This is a genomic window from Rothia sp. CCM 9418, assembly GCF_048512825.1.
Lineage (GTDB): Bacteria > Actinomycetota > Actinomycetes > Actinomycetales > Micrococcaceae > Rothia.
On record NZ_JBLXXX010000004.1, the window covers coordinates 215,067 to 239,529 of the forward strand.

The 24,463-nt window shown below is 46.4% G+C and carries 17 protein-coding genes, 2 tRNA genes and 1 CRISPR repeat array; of the genes, 15 read left to right on the forward strand and 4 right to left on the reverse strand.

What is annotated here, in order from left to right; genetic code table 11:
* Positions 1 to 165 precede the first annotated feature (165 nt).
* The 5 genes from ACN083_RS07065 (at position 166) to ACN083_RS07085 (ending at position 5,028) form a co-directional block, all read left to right on the forward strand.
* Positions 166 to 1,755, forward strand: coding sequence for a type I-E CRISPR-associated protein Cse1/CasA (locus ACN083_RS07065; RefSeq protein ID WP_419102130.1), 1,590 nt, complete (start codon positions 166 to 168; stop codon positions 1,753 to 1,755).
* Positions 1,756 to 1,779: 24 nt separating this feature from the next.
* Entirely contained in the window at positions 1,780 to 2,400 is a 621-nt protein-coding gene (locus tag ACN083_RS07070; protein ID WP_419102131.1) for a type I-E CRISPR-associated protein Cse2/CasB, read from the forward strand.
* Positions 2,401 to 2,455: 55 nt separating this feature from the next.
* Positions 2,456 to 3,514: a type I-E CRISPR-associated protein Cas7/Cse4/CasC gene (locus ACN083_RS07075; protein ID WP_419102132.1), complete on the forward strand. Its 1,059-nt coding sequence runs from the start codon at positions 2,456 to 2,458 to the stop codon at positions 3,512 to 3,514.
* The gene (gene cas5e, locus ACN083_RS07080) at positions 3,511 to 4,263 is read left to right on the forward strand and encodes a type I-E CRISPR-associated protein Cas5/CasD (protein ID WP_419102133.1); all 753 of its coding nucleotides are present in this window, start codon (positions 3,511 to 3,513) and stop codon (positions 4,261 to 4,263) included. Before ACN083_RS07075 ends, cas5e begins: the two co-directional genes overlap by 4 nt.
* Before the next feature lie 81 nt (positions 4,264 to 4,344).
* The gene (locus tag ACN083_RS07085) at positions 4,345 to 5,028 is read left to right on the forward strand and encodes an alpha/beta hydrolase (protein WP_419102134.1); all 684 of its coding nucleotides are present in this window, start codon (positions 4,345 to 4,347) and stop codon (positions 5,026 to 5,028) included.
* A gap of 68 nt (positions 5,029 to 5,096) precedes the next feature.
* Here ACN083_RS07085 and ACN083_RS07090 read toward each other — a convergent pair whose 3' ends face one another.
* Positions 5,097 to 5,327 (reverse strand): RNA-binding S4 domain-containing protein, encoded by a 231-nt coding sequence (locus ACN083_RS07090; RefSeq protein WP_419102135.1) that lies wholly within the window; start codon positions 5,325 to 5,327, stop codon positions 5,097 to 5,099.
* Between the two features lie 187 nt (positions 5,328 to 5,514).
* Between ACN083_RS07090 and ACN083_RS07095 the strand changes: the two genes are divergently transcribed.
* Complete coding sequence (locus tag ACN083_RS07095) at positions 5,515 to 6,897, forward strand: glycine--tRNA ligase (protein ID WP_419102136.1); 1,383 nt, start codon at positions 5,515 to 5,517, stop codon at positions 6,895 to 6,897.
* Between the two features lie 773 nt (positions 6,898 to 7,670).
* Positions 7,671 to 9,164: a CRISPR direct-repeat array (repeat unit 29 nt; unit sequence GGAATTACCCCCACTGGCGTGGGGAAGAG).
* A 131-nt stretch (positions 9,165 to 9,295) separates the two neighbouring features.
* On the opposite strand, the gene ACN083_RS07100 is transcribed toward ACN083_RS07095, so the two are convergent.
* On the reverse strand, positions 9,296 to 9,943 hold the full coding sequence (locus ACN083_RS07100; protein ID WP_419102137.1) for a GNAT family N-acetyltransferase: 648 nt from the start codon (positions 9,941 to 9,943) through the stop codon (positions 9,296 to 9,298).
* A 171-nt stretch (positions 9,944 to 10,114) separates the two neighbouring features.
* On the opposite strand from ACN083_RS07100, the gene ACN083_RS07105 reads away from it, so the two are divergent.
* From ACN083_RS07105 to ACN083_RS07145, 9 genes are all read left to right on the forward strand, one after another.
* Positions 10,115 to 11,074, forward strand: a complete 960-nt coding sequence (locus tag ACN083_RS07105; RefSeq protein ID WP_419102138.1) for a GNAT family N-acetyltransferase — start codon at positions 10,115 to 10,117, stop codon at positions 11,072 to 11,074.
* Between the two features lie 87 nt (positions 11,075 to 11,161).
* Positions 11,162 to 12,337, forward strand: coding sequence for a tRNA dihydrouridine synthase DusB (gene dusB, locus ACN083_RS07110; RefSeq protein WP_419102228.1), 1,176 nt, complete (start codon positions 11,162 to 11,164; stop codon positions 12,335 to 12,337).
* A 27-nt stretch (positions 12,338 to 12,364) separates the two neighbouring features.
* Entirely contained in the window at positions 12,365 to 13,717 is a 1,353-nt protein-coding gene (locus ACN083_RS07115) for a deoxyguanosinetriphosphate triphosphohydrolase (protein WP_419102139.1), read from the forward strand.
* Between the two features lie 71 nt (positions 13,718 to 13,788).
* The gene (dnaG, locus tag ACN083_RS07120) at positions 13,789 to 15,699 is read left to right on the forward strand and encodes a DNA primase (RefSeq protein WP_419102140.1); all 1,911 of its coding nucleotides are present in this window, start codon (positions 13,789 to 13,791) and stop codon (positions 15,697 to 15,699) included.
* Positions 15,700 to 15,790: 91 nt separating this feature from the next.
* A tRNA-Asn gene (locus ACN083_RS07125) sits at positions 15,791 to 15,863 on the forward strand.
* Positions 15,864 to 16,127: 264 nt separating this feature from the next.
* Entirely contained in the window at positions 16,128 to 17,024 is an 897-nt protein-coding gene (locus tag ACN083_RS07130) for a phage holin family protein (RefSeq protein WP_419102141.1), read from the forward strand.
* A 236-nt stretch (positions 17,025 to 17,260) separates the two neighbouring features.
* Entirely contained in the window at positions 17,261 to 18,469 is a 1,209-nt protein-coding gene (locus ACN083_RS07135; RefSeq protein ID WP_419102142.1) for a glycosyltransferase, read from the forward strand.
* A 71-nt stretch (positions 18,470 to 18,540) separates the two neighbouring features.
* Positions 18,541 to 18,614 (forward strand) — tRNA-Ile (locus ACN083_RS07140).
* Between the two features lie 444 nt (positions 18,615 to 19,058).
* Positions 19,059 to 19,613, forward strand: a complete 555-nt coding sequence (locus tag ACN083_RS07145; protein WP_419102143.1) for a hypothetical protein — start codon at positions 19,059 to 19,061, stop codon at positions 19,611 to 19,613.
* Between the two features lie 1,125 nt (positions 19,614 to 20,738).
* Here the strand turns inward: ACN083_RS07145 and ACN083_RS07150 are convergent.
* Positions 20,739 to 22,922 (reverse strand): S8 family serine peptidase, encoded by a 2,184-nt coding sequence (locus ACN083_RS07150; protein ID WP_419102144.1) that lies wholly within the window; start codon positions 22,920 to 22,922, stop codon positions 20,739 to 20,741.
* A 296-nt stretch (positions 22,923 to 23,218) separates the two neighbouring features.
* A complete protein-coding gene (locus tag ACN083_RS07155; RefSeq protein ID WP_419102145.1) occupies positions 23,219 to 23,794 on the reverse strand; it encodes a M23 family metallopeptidase in 576 nt (191 codons plus the stop codon).
* Between the last annotated feature and the right edge of the window lie 669 nt (positions 23,795 to 24,463).

Sequence of the window (24,463 nt, forward strand, 5' to 3'; positions counted from 1 at the left end):
TGTGAAGAACAATACTGTTGTTACGTTCTAAAGTATCATTACATTATTTACTTGGGTACCTTTTAAAAGATTACGGAATTATTATTAGTATGTAAGCTCATTCAATGGTGCAATGTGAGTTAAACTACTTTAGTGTATGAGTAATCTCAGTGGAGGTAGAAGAACGTGGTCAATGCTTTAAGAGATGTATCTTTTGTAAAATTAGATACTGGTTATGTGACTGTGCGTGAGGCGCTTCTAAAGGCTCATCTTCCTGAGACTACGTTGGATATGAAAGTTCCTGGTTACGAATACGGTGCAGTATTGAGACTACTATCGACTGTAGCTGCGGTAAGTTTGAGATACTGTGGTTTTGATAGTTTTAAAAAAACAAAAAAGATAAGTTCTAAACTTATAACAGACGGTATTCCAGAAGAAGCCCTGGATAAAGCATTAAAAGATTTAGAACCAGGTAGCTTTGTTTTCGACGATATTACGCCTTTTATGCAATATAAATGGGTTGAGCTAGATGAGCAAAGCGTTATCGGATTACAGAAAAAGCGAGAGAAAGGCCCTGCCGCAAAATTAAATCCGACTTTACCTTCCCTTGAGCGTGAAGAGTTCTGGAACTTAAAAGACGTTCGGCGTTCAGAGCTGTCTTTACCTGAAGCGATAATGGGAATTCTGGTTTACTGTAATTACTCGATGGCTGGGAATAGCAAACATGAAGGACGTAAATGTTCAATGGGGTCACCTGCTATTCACTTCGTAGAAACAGGAAATACTGCCACTGAGATGTTTTGGCAGGGGAGCAGCCTTCTTGCCACGTTGCTGATGTCTATTCCCAAAAGTTGGGTCTTCAGTGAAGAGCTGCCTGCATGGGCAGACAGAGAAGGCAAAACAAAAGCGAAGACCCCCTCTGCGGAACCTTCGTTATGGGACGCGACATGGAGCTCTAACACCGTGACTACCTACTGGAACGATAAAAAATTAGTAGGAGTGGAACTGGGCGGGATACCTGAGAATTGGTATTTACCAGAAATGGGATCTGCTAATGATAAACAAGCTAGAAAAAACTGGTGGGACACGCGCAATACACTAGACCCATTTTACCTATATCTACCAGATGATAAGGGGAAACCTAAAATCCAAAGCCTCGATTTAAGCAAGGACGCTACAGAACTAGCTGTGGAATGGGCTTCAAAAGCTCATCTTAAGAACGCAGCAGATGGACTGCAAACTAATCGTATATATGGAGGTACTGGAAAAGAAAAACTCTGTTTTCTCCGTCATCAGATTGAAGGAACAGCGAGTTCGGCAAGTATTAGGGCATCTTCTGTATATCGTCCAGACTCAAAGCAGTGGGTATTCGATTTGTCGGAAGACTTACAGCGAGAGATACGAAACCACGCAAAAACAACCTACACACTTCATGAGATTGTTTGTTTTCCATTTAGAAGGAATGAGGGAAAAGGGAAAAACTCTCGAAAAGTAGGAAAAACGGTTGTAATTTTTGATGATTTAGAACATCGAAAAAAGGATACTTCTGCATATTTTTGGCGTGAAATTGCTCCTGTGTATGAAGGTTTTGTGAAGACCGCCAAAAGAGGGGAACGAGAAATTCCTCAAGACTTGTTAGAAGCAGCATATGTGGCTACTTTGCGAGCATATGATAAGACTGTTGCTCCTCACCTGAGCCAACATCCAGGGCGTATCGCTTATATACGAGCAGATTTGAAACGCCGTTTACACACCGCTTTATTCCCGCAAAAATGATCTCGTTGATAGGAAGGATCCCCTATGGCTCAGCAATCATATAACAGTCTCCTTAACTTCACGCTAAGAGTAAGAGGACCCCAATCTAACTCAAAGAAAGCCTGGTCAGCTCTTCGAAAGGGCCTAGTACCTACTCTGGAACACTACGCTTACCCCTATGTGCTACCACACCTAGAGAGCACCAACGACCAAACGGCGACGCTTCGTGCCATTGGACTTATTGCAGAATTTAAGGATATTCCCGCTCAGAAACCTGATAAAGACGGGAAATACCAGTGGAAGAGCGTTGGAACGTGGGCGGCAGAAGTAAGCCGTGCGCTTGCTAACAACAAAAATATCGAAGTAAACCCTAACACTAAAAATATCGAGCTAAGCCCCGATAACCCAGACAGGATAGGTCAGCTTTTAGCGTATCTGCACACACAAAACTTAGAAGAGGCGGTTCGTACCTTATATCGCATCATGCACATGACGAAAAACCTTAACAACGTTCCTGCAATGCATTTTGGTGCACTCATTAACGTACTCACTTATTGGGGTAATGGAATTTCTGAAGAATCACGCGAACACCGTCTAACACTGATTCGCGATTACTATTCAGCAGTTTTCCCTAAAAAAGAAAAAACCGAAGAAACAGAAGCATAAAGCTTTTATACACACCAAATATTTTTTAATACTACTGACTTGAAAGGCCGTTGATATGTCTCGCCACCTGACCTTGAGCATCGTCTCATCTGTACCCTACTCTAACCTTAACCGCGATGATAGTGGAACACCAAAGCGTGCAACTATCGGCGGAAGTTTACGTGCACTGCACTCCTCGCAATCCATCAAACGAGGAATCCGTGTTGCCTATGAGAACGCCTCTTTAGACTGTTCTGTGCGTTCTGGTTCTCTTTCTGAAGATGTCGTGGCAAAAGCCTTAGCGATTCAACCTGATGCAGACGAAAAAGCTTTAACCAAAGAAGCCAAGAAAATTATTGGTTCGCTAACTAAAAAAGATAAAAACGAAAAAGAAGGTGACTCAGAACGTTCCTCATGGCTCAGCGAAGAGGAACTCACCACAGCTGCATACACAGTACTAGGACGTACCAACGGTGAATTTATTGAAGACGGACGTACTGGGTCTCTTGCGATTGCTGCCTTCGGACGCATGTTCGCGGGAAAATCTGAAAAGACTACCGAAGCAGCTCTCAGCGTCTCACCAGGAGTGACAACACACCCCGCAACCATCGAAACAGACTACTTCTCCACTGCCGACGATATTAAAGAACGCAAAGGTAAAACTGGCGCAACATACCTTGGCGTTGCACAATACACGAACGGTATTTTCTACCGGACTGTAAGCATCGACCGTGAACAGCTCAAGAAAAGCTGGGCAGGATTTGGCCAAGAAAACTCTAAAGAAAACCTACGCCAACTCATCACCGCAATTCTCTACGGAATGCCCCGCGGTAAAGAAAACAGTACCGCCCCTTATGTTCAGCCTGCTCTCGTTCTAGCAGAAGAACAACAGTACCGTACCGCATACGACTTCGAAACACCCGTAAAAAATGGTGCTGAAGGCGGATACCTTGGCGCAACAATCGACGAACTCGCTCAACAATATGCTGCAGCACGACGCTTCGACCCAGACAACTTCGGACCCGTCGAATCCCTCACCGGAACATACACTGACCTTGATGGAAAGTTTGGTGACCTCAAAGCTGTCTCCCGCAAAGAATTCGTAGAGAACATCGTGGAATGGATTTGCCAATGACATCATCGGTGTATTTGAGACTAGCTGGACCCTTACAGTCTTGGGCTGGGGAATCCGTTACCGGTAATATCGTCAACACAGGTAAACTCCCTACACCAAGCGCTCTCAGAGGGCTTCTCGCAGGTGCTTTGGGGTATCAACGAGGGCAATGGCCACAATGGTTAGAAAACGTAGAGTTTACTATCCGTGTGGACCGCCCTGTACAATACACCGACGATTTTCAGACGATTAATCCTATTAGCGTTGAGGAAGAATCCTTTTTATACCGTATAGCACTCCTACACGGAAAGCGAGTATCGAGTAACAGGATTAAGAGCTTGTCTTTTACTCCTGGAAGAGACCGTAGCAAGCCCTCCATCGTGAACCGTACATATCTTGCAGATAGCGAATTTATTGTACGTATCACCGCAGAAGGTAAAACTGAAGAAATAGATGCGGCACTAAGAAGCCCTCAATTCAGCACCTATTTAGGGCGCAAAGCGTTTCCTGCAGTGTTTCCTTTTTACTTAGGAGTAGGGGACTCGGACGAAATCTATAAAATCCCTACGGTCAAGAGGAAACAACGAAGAGAGCAACGCTCCACTATGCAAGAGTCGGGTGCAGAAGAATCGGCAACAGTGATAATCTATCAATTTGTTGACGATATTCCCGTAGCACCGTCAAAGACTAGAGTTCCTGTCGTACAAGACCGCAATATGTGGTTAGAAAAAACAGCAGAACTTCTCAAACGACGTAAAACGCTCATATAAAACAGCAAGAACTCGTTGTGGAACCCTACTTTAGGCGCACCACAACGAGTTCTTTTGCCATACCCATTACTAAGGAAAAACATGACTTACACCGTTGAATACTTACACCCCGCACAAAAACGTGCTGGAACACATCTCATTCTTCTCTTACACGGGTATGGTTCTAACGAACAAGACCTCCTGCAAATAGCCAAACTCATCGGTTCAGAAAACATTACATGGGCGAGTATGAGAGCACCTCAACCCGTCGGCGCAACCATTGACGACACCGCAACCACCGCACATATTCCCGCCGTCAGCTACGGGTACCAGTGGTTTCCACTCAACCAGCTCTTAGATAGCTCCTTACACAGCATTAACCTATCCTGCGACTACGTGAACCAATGGTTAGACAAAGAATGTGCAGACTACGATGGGATAACGCTCCTCGGCTTCTCACAAGGTATGGCATTAGCAACAAGTATTGCGCGACGCTATCCCGAAAAAATATCAGCAATTATTGGCCTTAGCGGATACATCATTGAAACAGAAGAATGGGCTAAAACCACACAACAACTCAAACAACGACAAATACCAGTCTTCTACGGTTACGGCGACCAAGACCCCATTATTCCTACTGGAAAAGAAGAATATACTCGCTCATGGTTAGAAGAAAACACCAACCTTGAATTACACGAATACTCTGGAATGGCTCACAGTATCTGCCCGCAAGAGATACAGCACGTAGCGTCATTTATCCAGAAAAATATACTCCCGTTAACATAGCTATAGTGAGGAAAACAGCTACGCTACACGCACACCAAATCTTAACTGCAACCGGTATATACAGTAATTTACTGTTTACTTTCAGAGGCGACCTCAACAGTAATACCGTTGAGCGTTACCGTGTCGCCATGGCGTAGCTGCTTTCCGCGGGCCTCTTCAATATCACCGTTAACCTTCACAAGACCATCTTGAATGAGTTCACGGGCATGAACACCGTTCTCTACCAAAGCAGCAAGTTTAAGAAACTGCCCTAGTCGGATACTCTCATCACGAATAAAAATACGTTCAACATTACTCATAACTAATACTCTAACCGATGAACCAGCAGGCAAAAGACCTACGCCCTAACTCAAGACGTATCACACCGCTCAGTAACAGAACGAACCATAATAATAAGGTACTCTTAGACAACGCGTACAGATACGCACAGACACTATAAAACAACCCCTGCACGTCGTCTCCAGCGGCGGGGCACTAGGAGTAATAATGGCAGAAAAAACAGTTCTCGATAACGTCATCACCTTGGCAAAACGCCGAGGCTTCGTCTTCCAAGCCGGCGAGATTTACGGTGGAACACGATCAGCGTGGGACTACGGCCCCCTAGGTGCTGAACTTAAAGAGAACATCCGCCAACAATGGTGGCAAACATTTGTACGCGGACGCGAAGACATGGTTGGACTCGACTCTTCTGTCATCCTCCCCACCAAAATTTGGGAAGCATCCGGCCACGTAGAAACCTTCACCGACCCCTTGGTCGAATGCCTTTCATGCCACACCCGCCTACGACAAGACCACCTCATCGAAGCCTACGAAGAGAAAAAAGGTCGCGCACCAGAAAACGGCATGGCAGATATCGCCTGCCCCAAATGCGGTACACGCGGACAATGGACCGAACCACAAAACTTCTCTGGTCTGATGAAAACCTATCTCGGCCCAGTCGATAATGAAGAAGGCCTACACTTCCTCCGCCCCGAAACAGCGCAGGGAATCTTCGTAAACTTCAACAACGTGGTGACTGCTGCACGCAAACGCCCGCCCTTCGGCATTGGACAAATTGGTAAAGCCTTCCGCAACGAAATCACCCCAGGAAACTTCATCTTCCGAACTCGCGAGTTTGAACAGATGGAGATTGAATTCTTCACCCACCCCGAAGATGCACCACAACACTTTGAACAATGGGTTGAAGATTGCTGGAACTGGTTTGTTGACCTAGGCATCAACCCAGATAACATGCGGAAATTTGATGTCCCTGAAGACGACCGTGCCCACTACTCTGCCGGAACCATCGACATTGAATACAAATTTGGTTTCCAGGGCAACCCTTGGGGCGAACTCATGGGCGTTGCAAACCGTACAGACTACGACCTCGGTGTGCATAACAAACACTCAAACGCTAAGCTTGAATACTTTGACCAAGGAACCGGCGAACGCTACGTGCCTTATGTTATTGAACCGTCCTTCGGGCTCACCCGTTCTATGATGGCGTTCCTTGTAGATGCGTATCTAGAAGATGAAGCGCCTAATACTAAAGGCGGAGTGGACAAGCGTACTGTGCTTAAACTTGATCCTCGTCTTGCACCTGTTAAAGCAGCGGTGTTGCCACTATCTAAAAAAGAAGATTTGGTGCCAACGGCAAAGAACCTTGCACAGCAGCTTCGTCGTCAATGGAATGTTGATTATGATGATTCTGGCGCTATTGGACGTCGTTACCGCCGTCAAGATGAGATTGGTACACCGTTCTGCATTACCGTAGATTTTGACACTCTTGAAGACCAGGCAGTGACGATTCGTGAACGTGACACAATGAATCAAGAACGTGTTTCTTTGGACAAGGTACAAAGTTATCTTGCTGAAAAACTTCTAGGCTAAAACCTAGGTTCATTCTTATAGAAATTCATAATTCTTATGGTGTCTGGTGCTATCTTCGTGGTGGTGTCAGACACCATTTTTATATCTAAGGATAAAGAATGAAAAAAGAGACAAAAAACTTATACGTCATATCAATAATTGTCGCAACCTTATTTATGCTTACGTTTATATTGGCGGCTTCAGGACTGCTGAGTTTATTTTTTGATTCTGATACAGAAAATAGCTTAGATACAACCAATTACCTATTACTTGTATCTATCTCTTAAATTTTCTGGGTTCGCTCAATAGAACCCCCTACTCTAAGCCTCATCTATGGGTGATGTTCTATGGGGCTACTAAGAGATACTGCTCTAACCTTGTGTATCTTCTCGTTATTGCTTGGGGCCGAGATGATTCGGGTTTTGTTTCATTTTCCTGTTCGACTGCCATTCTTGGTCTTCTCTATAAAGTTTCTTGAATCCGTAGTAGAGAAAGCGAATCACCAATACAACTATTGCTAATGATACGATTATGCTGATTAGGGCGAGAATGGAAATAACAAGGTGAGTCATAAATTTATTCACTCCTTAGTCATTTTTGAGGGCTTGATGAATGGCTATAAGTATCGGTTGTTGTAAACCATCAAGTGAGATGCAAGTCACTATACACTGCTTGTGTGGAGTGTTCAAGGAACTTGTTAGCTTCTCCGGTATGGGAAGGCTCATTTCTTAAGGAAAGGAGATTCCCTGGCGTGGGGAAGACTTAGCGCACCCGCATCAGTTCCGCCTGAATTAGGAATTATCCCCACTGGCGTGGGGAAGAGGTTTTTGAAGCCGTTTAAAGAAAAGGTCGTCAGGAATTACCCCCACTGGCGTGAGGAAGAACAATACATCGAACAACAAGACAAAACCATGTGGGAATTACCCCCACTGGCGTGGGGAAGAGTTTAGACCGCAGAAGATGATAAACAGTATCTCGGAATTACCCCCACTGGCGTGGGGAAGAGTTTCGGGCTTTTGCCATGCGGTGCTCCCGCTGGGAATTACCCCCACTGGCGTGGGGAAGAGCAAGGCGAGCGCTCATGATTCAGCCCTTTGCAGGAATTACCCCCACTGGCGTGGGGAAGAGGCGCAGAGTGCGTCTCTTCTGGGTTGGGTGCTGGAATTACCCCCACTGGCGTGGGGAAGAGTCAGCTCATCAGCTCTCAGAACGTCCCATTAGGGAATTACCCCCACTGGCGTGGGGAAGAGCTTATCACATTGGGTGCGGACTTGTCATCCATGGAATTACCCCCACTGGCGTGGGGAAGAGAGATAGAGAATCTTTTTTTTCGCTGGTATTTTGGGAATTACCCCCACTGGCGTGGGGAAGAGCTTTAAAAGACCGAGAAACCTTAGTAATTTTTGGAATTACCCCCACTGGCGTGGGGAAGAGATTGAAGCAGACGCACGGCGCACATTCTGCCCGGAATTACCCCCACTGGCGTGGGGAAGAGTTGCCCGTCCAATCGCCAGGCCATCGAAGCCTGGAATTACCCCCACTGGCGTGGGGAAGAGGCAAGGACGCTGCCGCCCGCTGGAATGACCTTGGAATTACCCCCACTGGCGTGGGGAAGAGTTTTGGTTGTCATTTCTTCCCTTTATCTTCTAGGAATTACCCCCACTGGCGTGGGGAAGAGACAGGCTGATAGCGGAGGTCAAAACCCGAGATGGAATTACCCCCACTGGCGTGGGGAAGAGCATCAATAATCAAATTAGCCCAATCTGCGAACGGAATTACCCCCACTGGCGTGGGGAAGAGAATCAGCGATTCCAGGAAACGACCTTGGCCTTGGAATTACCCCCACTGGCGTGGGGAAGAGGGTGGATTAGCACCGCGGGTGATGAATCATCGGGAATTACCCCCACTGGCGTGGGGAAGAGTCACCTTTGGCTTCGATAGTCGCCATGCCGTCGGAATTACCCCCACTGGCGTGGGGAAGAGCGACGATAATCCTCGGCTCAGAATTACTGTAGGGAATTACCCCCACTGGCGTGGGGAAGAGTGTTTGCTTATAGTGTTGCTTTCATTATTTTTGGAATTACCCCCACTGGCGTGGGGAAGAGTTTTTACGGTCTTTAGTCACATACTGATACTCGGAATTACCCCCACTGGCGTGGGGAAGAGTACGTGAAAAAATCATTCACATGCACATTAACGGAATTACCCCCACTGGCGTGGGGAAGAGAGGTGTCAGGAACAGTAGCAGGAATAGTTGGTGGAATTACCCCCACTGGCGTGGGGAAGAGACTACCTGACCAGCAATTATTCCATAGAAAAAGCGAAAATATCAAAGTTTTTGATATTTAGCTGCATTTATGTATCTCCAAAGAATAGATATTTATGGAACATTCTCAAACAACGCGCATGCCGGTGTGTTTTAGATTTTTACGACGGGCAGTGACGCAGTGCTGAGAGAGGCAGGGGAATGTGCTTGTTCCCAGTCTTTTCTGAGAATCGCTTTAATCATGGAGTCGTGATATTTGCCGTCGTAGTAGAGTGCTTCACGGCGGCGTCCCTCACAGACGAAGCCGCATGAGGTGTACACGTATCGTGCTCGTGCGTTGAAATCGAATACTTCAAGTTCGATGCGGTTCAGCTTGAGCACCGCGAAGGCGTAGTTGACCATCATTTGTGTGGTTTCGGTGCCGAGCCCGTGGCCTCGTCCTTTTTGTCCGATAATGATTCGGTAGTTGACGGACTTATTTTGAGGTGAGTAGTCGTTGAATACGGCTTCGCCTACGTATTCGTTGTGTTTGAGTGAATATATTGCTAAGTCGAGTCTGTTGTTTTGGTTGTTTCGTGTGTCGTACCAGCTTTTTGCGTGTTTGACAGTACGTTCATTGCGGTTTAGTGCTTCTTGTGTGGAGTGTACTGCCCCTGTTTTGATGAGAACTTCTGGTTCTGCGAGGATGTTCATCATTGCTTGGGTTGATTCCTCGTTGAAGGGGCGTAGTTCGACGAGTTTTCCTGTGAGGGTGGGTTTGGTGGCGAACGTGTTGGTGGGTGTGTTAACTTGTGTGCGCATGTTCTCATTTTAAGTCAGATAAGTGCATTTTTACCTCAACTGTTGGTGTAGGTTTTCATTCTCTTGGATGAATTTTTTCTGAACGATTCTAGATGTTGTTCCGGTGAGCTTCTGCGCTATGGTGGTGTACAGAACACATTAATAATTCGATGATTTTGAGGTAGGTTTTTGGTGGATAATTATACTTTTCGTCCGTGGCGAGAGGGCGATGATTTAGAACTTCTTCAGCTTTGGGGCGACGCTGAATCTTCAGGGTACGATTCTTTTCGTGCGATGTTTCGCCCTGATCAGGATTCTGGCCCGTGGTCTCGCACTCTTGTAGCGGAACATCAGGGTGTTGCGGTTGCTGCCGCCACTGTCTATGAGACGTCTTTACATGTTCAACGGTTATGGGCGTATATTGAGGTTGCCGTTGACCATCGTCGGCAGGGGCTTGGTGCTGAACTATTTCGCCGTTTGCAAGAGCTTGCTTCATCTTCGCCTTCGGGTGTTCAGGCTTTGCGTTCTAAAGTGCAAGAAGGCTCTGCCGGTGCTTCCTTCGCTCAGGCTATGGGGTTGGGGGCTATTCAGCGTAGTCAGATGGTGAAAGTTGCTTCGGGCTCTGTGCCTGAGGTTCCTTTGCGCGTTGATTCTTCGGGGCAGCCTATGCAGGTTATTGAAAATATTGCTACGGGCTCTGTTGAGCTAACACAAAAGATGTGGGAGTTCTATTCTCGTTCTCACCGTTGGGATCCTCCTGCTGAGATTTCTTTGGGGCAGGTTAACCGTTTGTTCTTATCAGATGAGGCTGAAGCGCTTGGTGCAATTGTACTACGTGACTTTGATTCGTCTGATGATTTTTCGGGGAAGCCTCCCATCAAGGCTTTTGTGGTGAGTTACCGCCCGTTAGAGCAAGAGTTACCGGGGCGTCAACTAGCTGATGATGAGGCGACTGAGATTCTCTTAGGCTATGACTTTGATGATGTCAGTGCACGTGAGGCTATTATGCAGTTGCTGTATGTTCTAGTTCATCAGTACCCAGTCATCTTAGAGGTAGATGAGTCGATGGAAGACTTGCAGGTGATGATTAATCAGCTGGTGAAGATGGGTTCTGCTCAGGTTCTTGATACAACGTTGGTGGTTGCACACTAGCAGTCTTCTGCTTTTCTGCTAGACCGCTGTGATGCGTGCTTGGCTGAGTGTTTGTCGTATTTGTGTCACAATTGCTAGGTGACTGAAATATCGCAGACTTTTTCAAAGACTCAACAGCTAAAACTTCCGCCCTTACAATTAGGTAAGTTCACGGTACAAACGCCGGTTGTTCTTGCCCCTATGGCTGGGGTAACTAATAAGGCTTTTCGTCGTTTGTGCCGTGAATATGGTGGCGGTTTGTATGTGACAGAGATGGTGACGGCTCGTTCTTTGGTGGAGCGTCGTCCTGAGTCTTTACGCATTATTGAACATGACGATGATGAGCAGATTCGTTCTATTCAGATTTATGGTGTTGATGCCGTGAATGTGGGTAAAGCGGTTCGTCTTGTGGTGGAAGAAGATCGTGCTGACCATATTGATCTAAACTTTGGTTGTCCTGTTCCTAAAGTGACGAAGCTTGGTGGTGGTTCTGCTTTACCGTGGAAGACTGATTTGTTCACTGCCATCGTAAAAACTGCGGTTGATGAAGCTTCTCGTGCGGATGTTCCTGTCACTATTAAGATGCGTAAAGGCATTGATGATGAGCATCTGACCTTTTTGGAGTCTGCGAAGATTGCTCGTGATAGTGGTGTTGCTGCTATTGCGTTGCATGGTCGTACCATGGAGCAACATTATTCTGGTCATGCTGATTGGGACGCTATCGCTCAGCTACGCGAGGCTATCCCCGATATCCCTATTCTTGGTAACGGCGATATTTTTAGTGCGGAAGATGCTATTGCTATGGTCGAGCAGACCGGTGTTGACGGTATCGTGGTGGGTCGTGGCTGTCAGGGTAGGCCGTGGCTTTTTGGTGATTTACAGAACGCTTTTGAAGGTTCTGCTGAGCGTATTAAACCCGGTGTTTCTGAGGTTGCGCAGATGATTTATCGTCATGCTGAGCTTCTTGTTGAGACTTTTGGTGATGAGCTCAAGGGGCTTCGTGAGATTCGTAAACATGTGGGCTGGTATTTTCATGGGTACCCTGTGGGCGGTCAGCTACGTCAAAAGATGGCTACTGTTCCTGATTTAGCGAGTTTTCGTGAATATCTGGCTGAGTTGGACCACAGTATTGGTTATCCTGGTGCTGCTGTGGAGGGTCCACGTGGTCGTGCCGGTAACCCGAAGAAACCTCATCTTCCCCATGGATGGTTAGATTCGCGTATCCTTGGTGATGCTGAGCGTCTTGGTTTGGTCGGGGCAGAGCTCGACATTTCGGGTGGATAATATTGCAATAGTGATGGGCTGGTAACGATGAAGAATGTACCTGTTGACGGTTTAGTTGAAGGCAACGAGTTGACGGAGACTCCCGGCTATGTGGCTGAGGATGTGGAGCGTTGGGTGCCTGAGCATCATCGTAATGTGTATCGTTCTGCTTTTGAACGGGACCGTGCCCGCGTCTTGCATTCTTCTGCGTTACGTCGTCTAGGCGCTAAAACACAGGTGATGGACCCTGATACGGATGATTTTATTCGTACGCGTTTGACGCATTCTCTTGAGGTTGCTCAGATTGGTCGTGAAGTGGGTCGGATGCTTGGCTGTGACCCTGATGTTGTTGATACTGCTTGTTTAGCTCATGATTTGGGGCACCCTCCTTTTGGGCATAATGGGGAGACTGCTTTAAACGAGTTAGCAGCAGATGCTGGCGGGTTTGAAGGGAACGCACAGACTTTGCGTTTGTTGAGCCGTCTTGAGCCGAAGGTTATTGGTCATGATGGTTCTTCTGCTGGGTTGAATCTTACTCGTGCTTCTTTGGACGCGTGTTGTAAGTACCCTTGGACTCTTGCCGAGGCTCCTGCGCGTGCTGATGGGCGACCTAATCGTAAATTTGGTGTGTATCAGGATGATCAACCTGTCTTTGAGTGGATTCGTCGGGGTGCTATTGCGCAGGACGGTTCTTCTTTGCCTGCTAAGTGTATGGAAGCTCAAGTGATGGATTTAGCCGATGACATCTCGTATTCGGTACATGACGTTGAGGACGCTGTTTTTGGTGGGCATATTCAGTTAGAAGATTTATTAGACCCCGCAAAACGTGAAGAAGTTTTTTCAAAGACTCAACAATGGTATCTTCCGCATGTTTCTGAGGTGGAGCTTGAGCAGGCGTTGTCTCGTCTTGAGGGCCTGCCTCAATGGGTGAAATATATGAGTGGTACTCGTTCGTCGATGGCTGCGTTTAAGGCGTTGACTTCTAAGCTGATTGGTCGTTTTGCGGCTTCTGCAATGGAAGCTACGCGTGCACAGTATGGTAAGGATCGACCTCTTGTTCGTTATACTGCGGAGCTCATCATCCCTGATTCTACGGTGCATGAGATTGCTGTTCTTAAGGGTATTGCTACAGCTTTCGTGATGAGTGTTCGTGATGCTCAACCTCATTATGAGAACCAGCGTGAAATTTTGAGTGTGCTGGTAGAAGCTCTCTTAGACGAACCAAAGTATTTGGCGTCTTCTTTTGCCGCTGATATGCAGGAGCTTGGTACACGTGATGATGATGCTCGTTTACGTTTAGTAATTGATCAGGTTGCTTCGTTGACGGATCGTTCTGCGGTGGCGTTGTATAAGCGTATTACGGGTAATCAATGGCACCATGGCGACAAGCCTCTGTGGTGAGTTCGGAAAAGTTATAAGTTAGGGAATTCGAGGTCTTTGTCCTCGTGCTGATGATGGATATGATGTTTTAAGTGGCTGGTTTAATTCGACGTGAAGATATCGATGAGGTTCGTTCTCGTACTGATATTCGCGAAATTATTGAGGGCTATGTACGCCTCAAGAGCGCCGGTATTGGGTCGTTTAAAGGGCTGTGTCCTTTTCACGATGAGCGCACCCCTTCTTTTCATGTGCGTCCACAGATGGGCACCTATCACTGTTTTGGGTGTGGGGAGTCTGGCGATGTTATCGCTTTTTTGATGCAGGTTGAACATACTTCTTTTACGGAGACGGTTGAGAAGTTGGCGGCTCGTATCAATTATGAGTTGCATTATGAGCAGGGGAGCGGTCTATCTCGTGAAGAGGTGGGGCGCCGGCAACGCCTCTTAGACGCCCATAAAATTGCGGCAGAGTTTTTTCAGAAGAATCTTTATATGCCTTCTGCCGTTGAGGCTCAACGTTTTTTGGGCGGTCGTGGTTTTGACGCAAAATCAACTGCTCAATTCGGTGTGGGTTTCGCGCCTCAAGGCTGGAACAATCTACTGAACTTTTTGCGTAAGCAGGGTTTTTCTGATGAAGAGCTTGAAGCCACCGGAATGTTTTCACGTGGGCAGCGTGGTTTATATGATCGTTTCCGTGGGCGTATTATGTGGCCTATTCGAGGTATTGCGGGGGAGACCATTGGTTTTGGCGCCCGCCGTTTATTTGATGATGATACAGGCCCAAAGTATTTGAATACGCCTGAGACGGTGCTGTATAAGAAGTCTCAGGTTCTTTATGGTTTGGATCTTGCTAAACGTCATATTGCAAAGCGTCGTCAGGTTGTTGTGGTTGAAGGCTATACCGATGTGATGGCTGCTCATCTTGCTGGTGTTGATACGGCGGTAGCAACGTGTGGTACTGCTTTTGGTGTTGACCATATTCGTATTTTGCGTCGTATTTTGGGAGATGACGGTTCTGGCGGGGAAGTGATCTTTACCTTTGATGGTGATGCTGCTGGTCAGAAGGCTGCGTTGTCTGCTTTTGAAGAGGATCAGCGTTTTATGGCGAGAACTTTTGTTGCGGTGGCGCAGGAGGATATGGATCCATGTGAGCTTCGTATCCGTCGGGGTAATCATGCGGTTCGTTCTCTGATTGAACATAAGCAGCCTCTTTTTGAGTTTGCTCTTCGTAGTACTATCCGTAAATTTGATATGGATTCCTTGGAAGGGCGTGTGCAGGCTATGCGTGCTGTTGCTCCTATCCTTGCTGGTATTAAAGACCCTGCGTTGAAGCCAGCTTATATCCGTGAGGTTTCTGGGTGGCTAGGTTTAGGTGCGGATGAGGTTCAACGTGCTGTTGTTTTAGCTGCTCAACAGGTTTCAGCGGAGTCTTCTTCTCTGCAACAAATAGATCATACTGGTGGGCCTGATAGTTCTGGCGAGGTTGTTGTCCAGTCCGCTGCTGTGCCGTTTGAAGTTCCTGATAGTCATGATCCTTTGGCACGTTTGGAGCGCACTGCCTTAGAGGTCTTAGTTCAGGTGCCGCAGGAGGTTCCTGTAGATTTTTGGCAACAGTTGGTTCAGGTGCAGTATCGATATCGTTTACATACGGTGCTGGCGCAGGGAGTGATGTCTGCTGCTGCTGAGGTTGTTCCTGCTGCTGGTCATGCTTGGCTGAATCAGGTGCGTTCGCATATTCCTGAGGCTGCTCATACGTTTTTGGCGGAGTTGAGTGTGTCTCCTCTTCCTGCTTCCTCTGCTGAGCAGCTGACTCGTTATGTGCACGATATTTTGAGGCGTTTGTTGGAGGAGGATGTGAATCGTCAGAAGTCTGAGCTGTTGTTGCATCTTCAGCGTTTGGATGCACGCACTGAGTACGAGCAGTTTCAGCAGATTCAGCGTCGTTTGATGGAGTTAGAATCTCATCGGCGTAAGATTCGTCAGGGGATAGAAAACACCCTATAAACGTGTTGCAGATTACATGCTTTTGATTTGTGAAGAGAAAAAAATCTGTGTATAGTTATTACTCGTTGCGGTGATAAGTCGTAACGAATATTCCCCCGTAGCTCAATTGGCAGAGCATTCGACTGTTAATCGAAGGGTTACTGGTTCGAGTCCAGTCGGGGGAGCATAGATAGAACACCTGACAAGATAATTTGTCAGGTGTTTCTTTTTTTGCGTAAAAACTTCTCAAAAGCTTACTTCTCTCACCTGGCAAGTACCAATATTCTTAAATCGTCTGGCAGGAGTGAACTAGCAGCTTCTCTAGATACTTCGTCGATGATGTGACACGACTCAAGCTCATAGATTGAAGAAAGTCTCTAACAGTAGAATAATGAGAGAAACTGGTACACTTGCACCGGAAAGCACACTTACTTTTGGAGAGGTTGAGTATGACCGATAACGGTACACCTATCAGCAACGGGGCTAAGAAGAAATCTTCTTCTGGCCTTAAAGCTACATTTTCTAACTTGAAGTCCAACGTCACCAGTACTATCGATGCAACTAAAGTAGTTACTCGCCTCACCCCGAAGCAGATTAAAGACGAAGTTCAAATTGCTAAACTTGAGCTCAAGAACAAAGGCGTTGCATTCGGTAAAGGTGCCGCATTTGTTGTCGTTGGTGTGGTCTTTGGACTATTCCTCATTATTTCACTGATTACTGCAGGCATTCTTGCTCTAGGTACCGTCATGAAGCCTGTCTACGCTGCGCTGACACTAGCATTAGTGTTCCTGCTTCTTCTACTTGTTTTCGCCCTTATCGGTGTCAAGAAGATTAAGAAACAGCTTCCTCTCAAACCTGAATCCGCAATTTTCGGACTCATGTATGATCTCGGCGTTCTCAAACATGGCTCCCAGATGGACTCTGCGCGTCTGAAACGTGAACAAGAAGAGAAAGCTAAAGCCAAAGCAGACGCAAAGAAAGCTGCTGCTGAAGAGAAAGAAAAAGCTGCCGCAGACCCTTCAACTACCGCAGTTCTTGCTTCTGCACCCAATGAAGAGCAACTCAAACAACGCACCAAACAGCGTCGTGAACACCTCAAGAGCCTACGTGATGACATTCAAACCTACAGCGGCAACGTTAAGGGGCAATTCACGGGTTTTTTAGACGAAACAAAGAGTAGCGTAGTTTCTTTGCCTGCGACTATCTCTGAAACAGGTAATCGTCTAGCAAAGAATGCAAGCGACCCCGACGTCCTCAAAGCTCGTGGCGGTTCTTTCGCGTTGCTCATCGGAGCTGTAGGTGTCTTCTTCATTTTCTTGAAAAAACTTCTACGCCGTAACTCCTAACAAAGGTTCTCTAAGCTAAGTACGTGCTAAGAACCACCCACTAAAAGGCGTCTTATTCATCCTAGTCTTCATAGGAAATAAGACGCCTTTTGTGTTTTAAAGCTCCCCAACTCTGAGACAAAAATATGAGATTATAGAGGAATAACAATAAGCTTTCTTCATTGATACGCAAGATACGGTCACTTGTAGAACAACTCTGCAAGGAAAATACAACGCGAATAGGTGTTCCACACGATATGACACAACAGTCTCTAACCATCATGATTGGTGCTGATACGTACCCTCCAGATGTTAACGGTGCTGCTCAATTCGGTTATCGTTTGGCAACAGCAATGCACCACCGCGGACACCAAGTCCATGTGCTTGCGGCAAACCCTAACGAACGTAAAAACTATACTCGCACGGTTAACGGCGTCGTTGAACATCGTCTCATCTCGCATAAAGCACTAACCCACCCTACTATCCGTATTTGTACACCTTGGGGTATCTGGAAACGAGTAGGCGAGATTCTCGACGATGTTAAACCTGATGTCGTGCACGTCCAATGCCACTACATCGTAGGACGAGTACTACTTCTTCAAGCCCGCAAACGTGGTATTCGTGTTATCGCAACAAACCATTTTATGCCCGAGAACCTCGACCCATTCTTGCCCTTTCCCCGCTGGTTTAACGATGCGTTTGCAAAACTCAGCTGGAAGGACATGCGCTTCGTCCTTGAACGTGCTCAGGTTGTTACGACACCTACCCCGATTGCTGCGCGCGCGATGAAGGAAGCCGGCAATTTTAAAAAACCAGTTATTCCTATCTCTAACGGCATTAACTCTGACGATTACCAGCTTCGCGAGGGAGAGCATTTCGACCCTCACCCGCAGGAGCTTCGTATTTTCTTCGCCGGCCGTCTTGCTGTTGAAAAGAATATTGACGTGCTGATTGAAGCTCTCTCACTGTTGCCTCAAGAACTGAACCACACTGTTCTTGAACTTGCCGGTGAAGGTGAAAAGCATGCAGAACTCCAAGAGAAAGCACAAGAATGTGGCGTTGCAGATCGTGTACGTTTCCTTGGCTACGTTAGCGATGAACAGCTAAGAGAAGGATATCTCCGAGCTGATGTATTCTGCCAACCGGGAACAGCAGAATTACAATCCTTAGTGACCCTTGAAGCGATGAGCGCTTCTCGCCCCGTTGTTTTGGCTAATGCATTGGCTCTACCTCATCTGGTACAGGAGGGAGAGAACGGCTACCTATTTGAACCGAATAACGCTGCAGATTTAGCTCAAAAACTTGCGCAGGTACTTCTTGCGCCGGAAGAGGAACGTCGCCGTATGGGGCAATGCAGCAGACAAATGGTTGAAACCCATTCTGCTCAAAAGACGTGGGAAACTTTCGAATCTCTCTATCTTTCTAACCAGATATACTACGATTTCGTGGTTTCTCAAAAAAAATAGTGCTGTAGATTTTTTCTCTACGGTATTATCGGGTACGCTATTAACCGTTGCTCTTTTGGTAGCGACGGTTTGGGGCCTTAGCTCAGCTGGTCAGAGCAGGGGACTCATAATCCCTTGGTCGCGGGTTCAAGTCCCGCAGGCCCTACAAGAGCTAGTTCCGCTTCGGTTCTAGCAATCATTTGATAGGTCGTCCCTACCGGCATAAAACCGGTATGGACGACTTTTTTCTTACCTCTTGTCTTCTCTGGAACGTTGGTCATAGAGACACGCTAAGTGGTGAGAGCCTTGCCTAATAACTCGGTGAGAGTGGAATCAACATTTAGGGCCACCTCAACTCTATTTCTTGCTGAGAGGAAGAGCCTATGCCGGTATCTGAGCCGAGTAACTTGCCCCAGTTCCGAGCCGTCTGCTGCATCTCAGATGTAGGCCGCAGCTGAAATCGGTAGTGAAGCATCAACCGTTTTCGAAGACATATTGGGGTACGGTGACGTCCTCAATAACTGCTTCAACTAAACTGTTTTCAACAGAGAAGGGTTGCAATTACAGACATCCCTCCACCCGTTTTTTAAAATCAATAGGAGTGTTACTCATGGCCTCGAAGCATGTTTACGATCAGGACCACCGAGAATATGTTTCTCTATCCACGGCGTATGTCGGGCACCTCATGACAAGTAGTCTTCTAGCACCCCTTGCAGGCCTTATGTACTGGTTACTCTCATACTTCTTCCCTGTCCTCAATTTTGGGATTCAAAACCTCGTTATCTTTATCATTGCTGTGGTCATTGTGGGTGAGCTGATTGTGGTGCTGATTCAACGCCCCTTTATTATCAAGGCTTCTCACAGTGACCCAGGTGGATGGGGTTATGCTTTACCTGAGTTTCTAGTGCTCCCTTGTTTGGCTGGATTAGGAGCATTTCTCATCTCTCGTGAGCTGTCAGCTGGTCTTGTGTGCGCGCTTGCGTTCTTTATTGTTTTTGGGGTTGCAGGTTTGTTGTCTAAACCGTGGAAGCCAGGTCTGTCTCGTGCTGAGATTCGTGAGAGATATGAGCAAACTAAAGACATGATTCAAGCAGGCTATATAGAGGAAAAATATCGTGATGTAGAAGTTGATCCTTCGCATAGAGATTTATTTAAGAAACGATAGACTCTTACGACTTTATGAAAAGACACGGAAGCTTTCTTCAATGTCTTTTTAGGTTCCAAGGCAGAGGCTGTTCTGGGTATATGTATTTTCTGACGATGAGATGTCTCTGAAAATGCTTTATGTCATCGAGCATATTCAGAATAAGCTGTTTGTTCTGCAACGGTGGAATTTTGAATAGGAACTGTTCCGATTGGAGCCATCTAAGAACAGTAGTAGCTGAAAAAGAAAAGTGGTAGCAAACTCAGCAACAGCAGCCTTCTTTATATTTTAGTCTTCTTTGTGGCTGGTGAATAAAATCGGCGTCCTTGACGAGCTAACAAGATTAAAGAAAACAAAGACAATGAGATGGGAACTAACTTAAAATTGCTACCCAGGTCCTTAACTATTAAATGAGAAGTGTAGAAAACAGCTACCGATATGAGCAGGGAGACAGCAATAACGAAAATCTTCTGACGTGTGTTCAAGCCTTTAACTTCTAAGTTTTTTGGGGTTGTTCCGGGAGAAGTGCGGAATCCCAAGAACAATAGAGTCTTATGCATAGGGTTCCTTCCACATAACTGAAATATATCCTACATCACACTAGTGGTGTCATCAAGATGTTTGAGGGGCGCGTAATACCCTGATTGAGATTTATGAGCCCATATGTGACAACTCAAGTGCAATTCACTCCAGCTCAGACCTGTATAACTACAACTTCAGTTTGGGTACTTCTAACCTTCCTCTTCGCGCCCAATGAGCGAAAGAACAAAAGAAGAATACCCGGCATGAGCATGCAAAACTACCTAAATTGACCGTGAATATATCAGGTTAGCGGAAAATTCGGCTAAAGAAAGATTTGAATTAAAAACTTGTAATATGGTGGCAATATACTAAATGCTTGTAGGGGGGAAGCAAAAAGATTTTTGCTTCCCCCCTACAAGCATCTAACTATCATGTTGTTCGTCATCCTGAACATACCGTCCAGCAGCTGACTTAGATACTCCTATCTGTTCAGTAATTTTGTTGGGCTGATAAACCTTAGGTACAGATTCTGCTACCCGTTTTCGTTTGTCGTTGGCACGAGCCAGATACTCGTCTCGAGGCTCCGCTAAAGTTCATGAGTATGTGACCTCAAGCGGAAAATACTTATCGAGTGATACTGAGCCCACCTGATTCTGACCATGTGAACACATATCCGCGAGAGAATTCAATACGTGCTTGCCCATGACGTACAATCTCGTCAGTTACCGGATAACCGTACCGCCGAATGTCTTTAATCCATGTATTATAAAAAGCACCTCGGGCGTTAAACACTTTAGTGCCAGTATCTGTATGCCAGACGAGGGCTGATTGATGGTTGCTTCCCGTTGCTTGATATATAACGTGAGCTCCACCAAAGTCGAGCTCACTCTCATCAGTGATAGGGAAACCTAAGGTTAAGGCGCCTCCTCGTTTCGCCCATGTATTGAAAATACCACCGCGGGCGTTCATAGAATGTGCGCCGGTTTGTTCAGACCAGTACACAACGGTTTCTCGACCAGTACCAATATTTTTGAATGTTTGTTTGGCTCCGTGGTTAAACGTGGATTCGTTCATTGTTGGGTAGCCCCAGCCGCGTATGCCACCATCGTGAGTATGTTTAACTCCAATTGCGCCCGGTTCCCATACGGTATAGGTTCCGGTGTGTGCTGACCAGTAGACTGCGGTGCTTTTTCCCTGTTTATTGCGGAAACGTTGATAGTATCCGCTATCGGGCAGTTTTTGCTCGCTCATTGCGGGGTATCCAAGTTTTTGATAATGCTCAGTATAGTATGCGCCGATAGCGCCCGAACGTTTGACAGGGTGAGCGCCCAGCTGAGACGTCCAATAAATTGAGTATTGGTTTTCAAAATGCTGTACTACTGCACCATCTGCTAGGGGAATCTCATGGGACGTTGGTTCACCGTAGGTTTGTATCCCGCCGGTTGCTCGGTATGTGTTTTCAATACCTGAGTTTTCTTTGAGACGGTAGACGGGTGGTGCAAGTGATTTTGCGGTGAGCACTGCTTTATGTGCGTGTACTAGCGGGTAGCCTTGTGTCCATGTTCCAGTCTCTCTAAGGACTCGGCGTATTTGTTCTACGCTCATCTCGGGATTGACTTCTTTCATCATGGCAATGACGCCTGCAACATGAGGTGCTGCCATAGAGGTTCCGTTCAATGCCGCATAGGCTGGTTTCTCTTGCCGATAAAGCCCTGTATTTGAGGTGGAGATAACAGGTGCTCCTACTGTTCCTCCGGGGGCAATGACATCTATTTCACTGCCTTTATTGGTGTATGCGGTCAGTGCACCCCATGAGGTGGTTGCACCAACAACCATTGCTCGATAGCAGTTAGCGGGAGCATAATTTTTTGTGTTCTCGCTAAAATTTCCTGCTGCAACGACGACAGGAATGCCTCGTGCATGAGCGTAATTAACCGCTCTTTGCAGATACGGATCGCATTTGCCTTTCCACGCTAATGACATATTAATAACGTCTACGGGTGGTTGTTCAGGGAAACCTGATACTTTTCCGCCGGCTGCAGCAAAAACAGCGTCCGCAAAATCGGCAAGGTATCCGCTACCGGAGTTTCCTATAGCTCTAAAATGCTTGGTGGATGCTTCTGGTGCTGTAATTTTGGTGTCACCTTCGACGTGTGTGCCGTGCCAGTCAGAATACCTAAATTTGGAGTATGTTCCGGTGTCTGTTTCGTCCCAGTCTCTACCAGGTTCCCCGTCACGTCCATAGAATTCGTCGCTGATGAGGTCTAACCCTCTGATTCTATTAGCTAGGAGTGATGGGTGTTGTGTTGCTCCTGAATCAACGATGCCAATAACGATGTTTTTCCCTGTAGCGAGGTGTTCTACGTTATGTGCATTAATTTGTTGAGCTGTCCACGTCGAAAGTGACGCATCTCGAACAATATGTTTTTTCTGTGAGGCAAGAGCATTATGGATAACAGGGTCAGGGCGAGCTTCTACAATTCTGGGATCTTCTTCAAGCGTTTGAATTGCGATGTTCTGTTCTTCTTGACTGAGCGGGGAATCTACCTGAATAACTGTGGTGTTTTCGTCGTCAAGCACAGATTCTTTGACAATTTGTGTGTGTTCAAGGGTGTCTGTTCTATCCTCGGCATTATCGAGCGCTTGAGCTTTTTCTTCTACATCGGTATTTTCTGTGAAACTGACGATGAGCCTATCGGTTTCTTCTGCAATGTAGGGGCGTTGTTCGGCTAGCTCTTGGAGGGTAGTTTGTTGGTCTGCTTGCTGTTCGGGTGTTTCTTGCGGGGGCGTGGCCTGTGCTGATGTCATGTTGCTCAGCATGAGAACCACGGTAACGAAGATGGGGGATATCCTTTTCACTTTTTCTCTCTGTGTAGGGGAAGGGATTTTGTGAGAGGTGTAGAGGAGACAACAAAAGGGGCGGAGCTCGTTGCTCCGTCCCCTCTTATATCTGCGAGTGAAGTATGTTTGTATTAGTATGAGTCTTTCGACACCCCTCAGAACTATCATTATGCCTTGTCAAAGCTGTTTTGGCGAGTGAAGATAGAGTGTTTTATGCAGTAATAGATACTTTTATGTATGAATAACAGCTATGAGAAGACAGATTAGGCCAAAAAATCATCTTCAACGGGTAGAAGAACACTTGGCTTCTCTGCATGTAATAGTGCTAGGGGGTTGATATATTCCCATTCCTCTGCAATCTTTTGACGAACACCCCAGTGAATACACTGTTTCGTGCAATGGTGAATGGTGTTATCCACCTGCGCAATGATTTCTCCTAGGGAGACTTCTTGACCTGCTTCTTTTGCATTGGTAACAGGCTCAAAACTAGATTTATACCCATCATCATGTTCAATAGTGATGACGTATCGATCAACAACTTTTCCTGAAAAAATGATTTTTCCACTTCTGGGTGCCCGTATTGCGCCATCAGCAGCCATATCTACCCCTCTATGTCCTTTAGACCAACGATGCTGAGGTTTTTGAAAAGCTCGTAAAACCTCTACCGGTTCAGGAACAGGGGAGACCCATCGAGGTTCTTGACGGTGTTTCATCACAGAATCAACAGGCGTATACCCCTCTTTTGACGGGGGAGCTGCGCTCGCAGTATTGCAAAAGAGTGCGATAACGATGATAAACAGTGTGGTAACTCTTTGGGTGGTATTGCGTATGGTTTTCATCTTGTTATGTTCTTTCTTCTGCGAGAACGGAAAAAATACTATCTTTTTGAGTTTTGTTGATGCTGTTCGCGTCTTTACCGGATTGGGTAAAACTGTGGATAACAGGGCGCTTGATCGTGATAGATGTTGAGACGGGCTTCATTCTGTTATCGAGGGGGCTACCCTTTGATGACTTGAATAGGAATATGTGGGAGGGGCGTATCTAAAAAACATCGGTGTGGTGTATTGGTTGTTTGTGTGATGTTGTGGTGTTTCCTGTTGTCTGCATAAAACCTTGGTTTTTTGCTCACATTCGCCGTATTCCGTATGTTTTTGACGCTGTAGATGCGGTATAGTTGGCTACTGCAGTTCGATATTTCCTGCCTAAAAACTTTTGTTGTATGACTAAGGTTTTTTGTTGGGGTTTCGAAAAGTTGCCGTACATAGTGACTTGCCACTATAGAAGTGGTCTGACAACGCGTAAAACAATATCTTCATGATGACTCAACATCTTTGAACTTTCGTGAAGACTGAGAACTTTCGGTCCACCGAAGAGGTGGTGAAGGTCTGAGTATTGTTCAGGGTATCCTCCCTCGAACAATATGAGTTTTACCAGGGGAGTGTTTTACTCCAATGTAAACCGATAACTACTATGCGCGTGGACGGTTAGCCTGGAATCAGGGGTCGCCA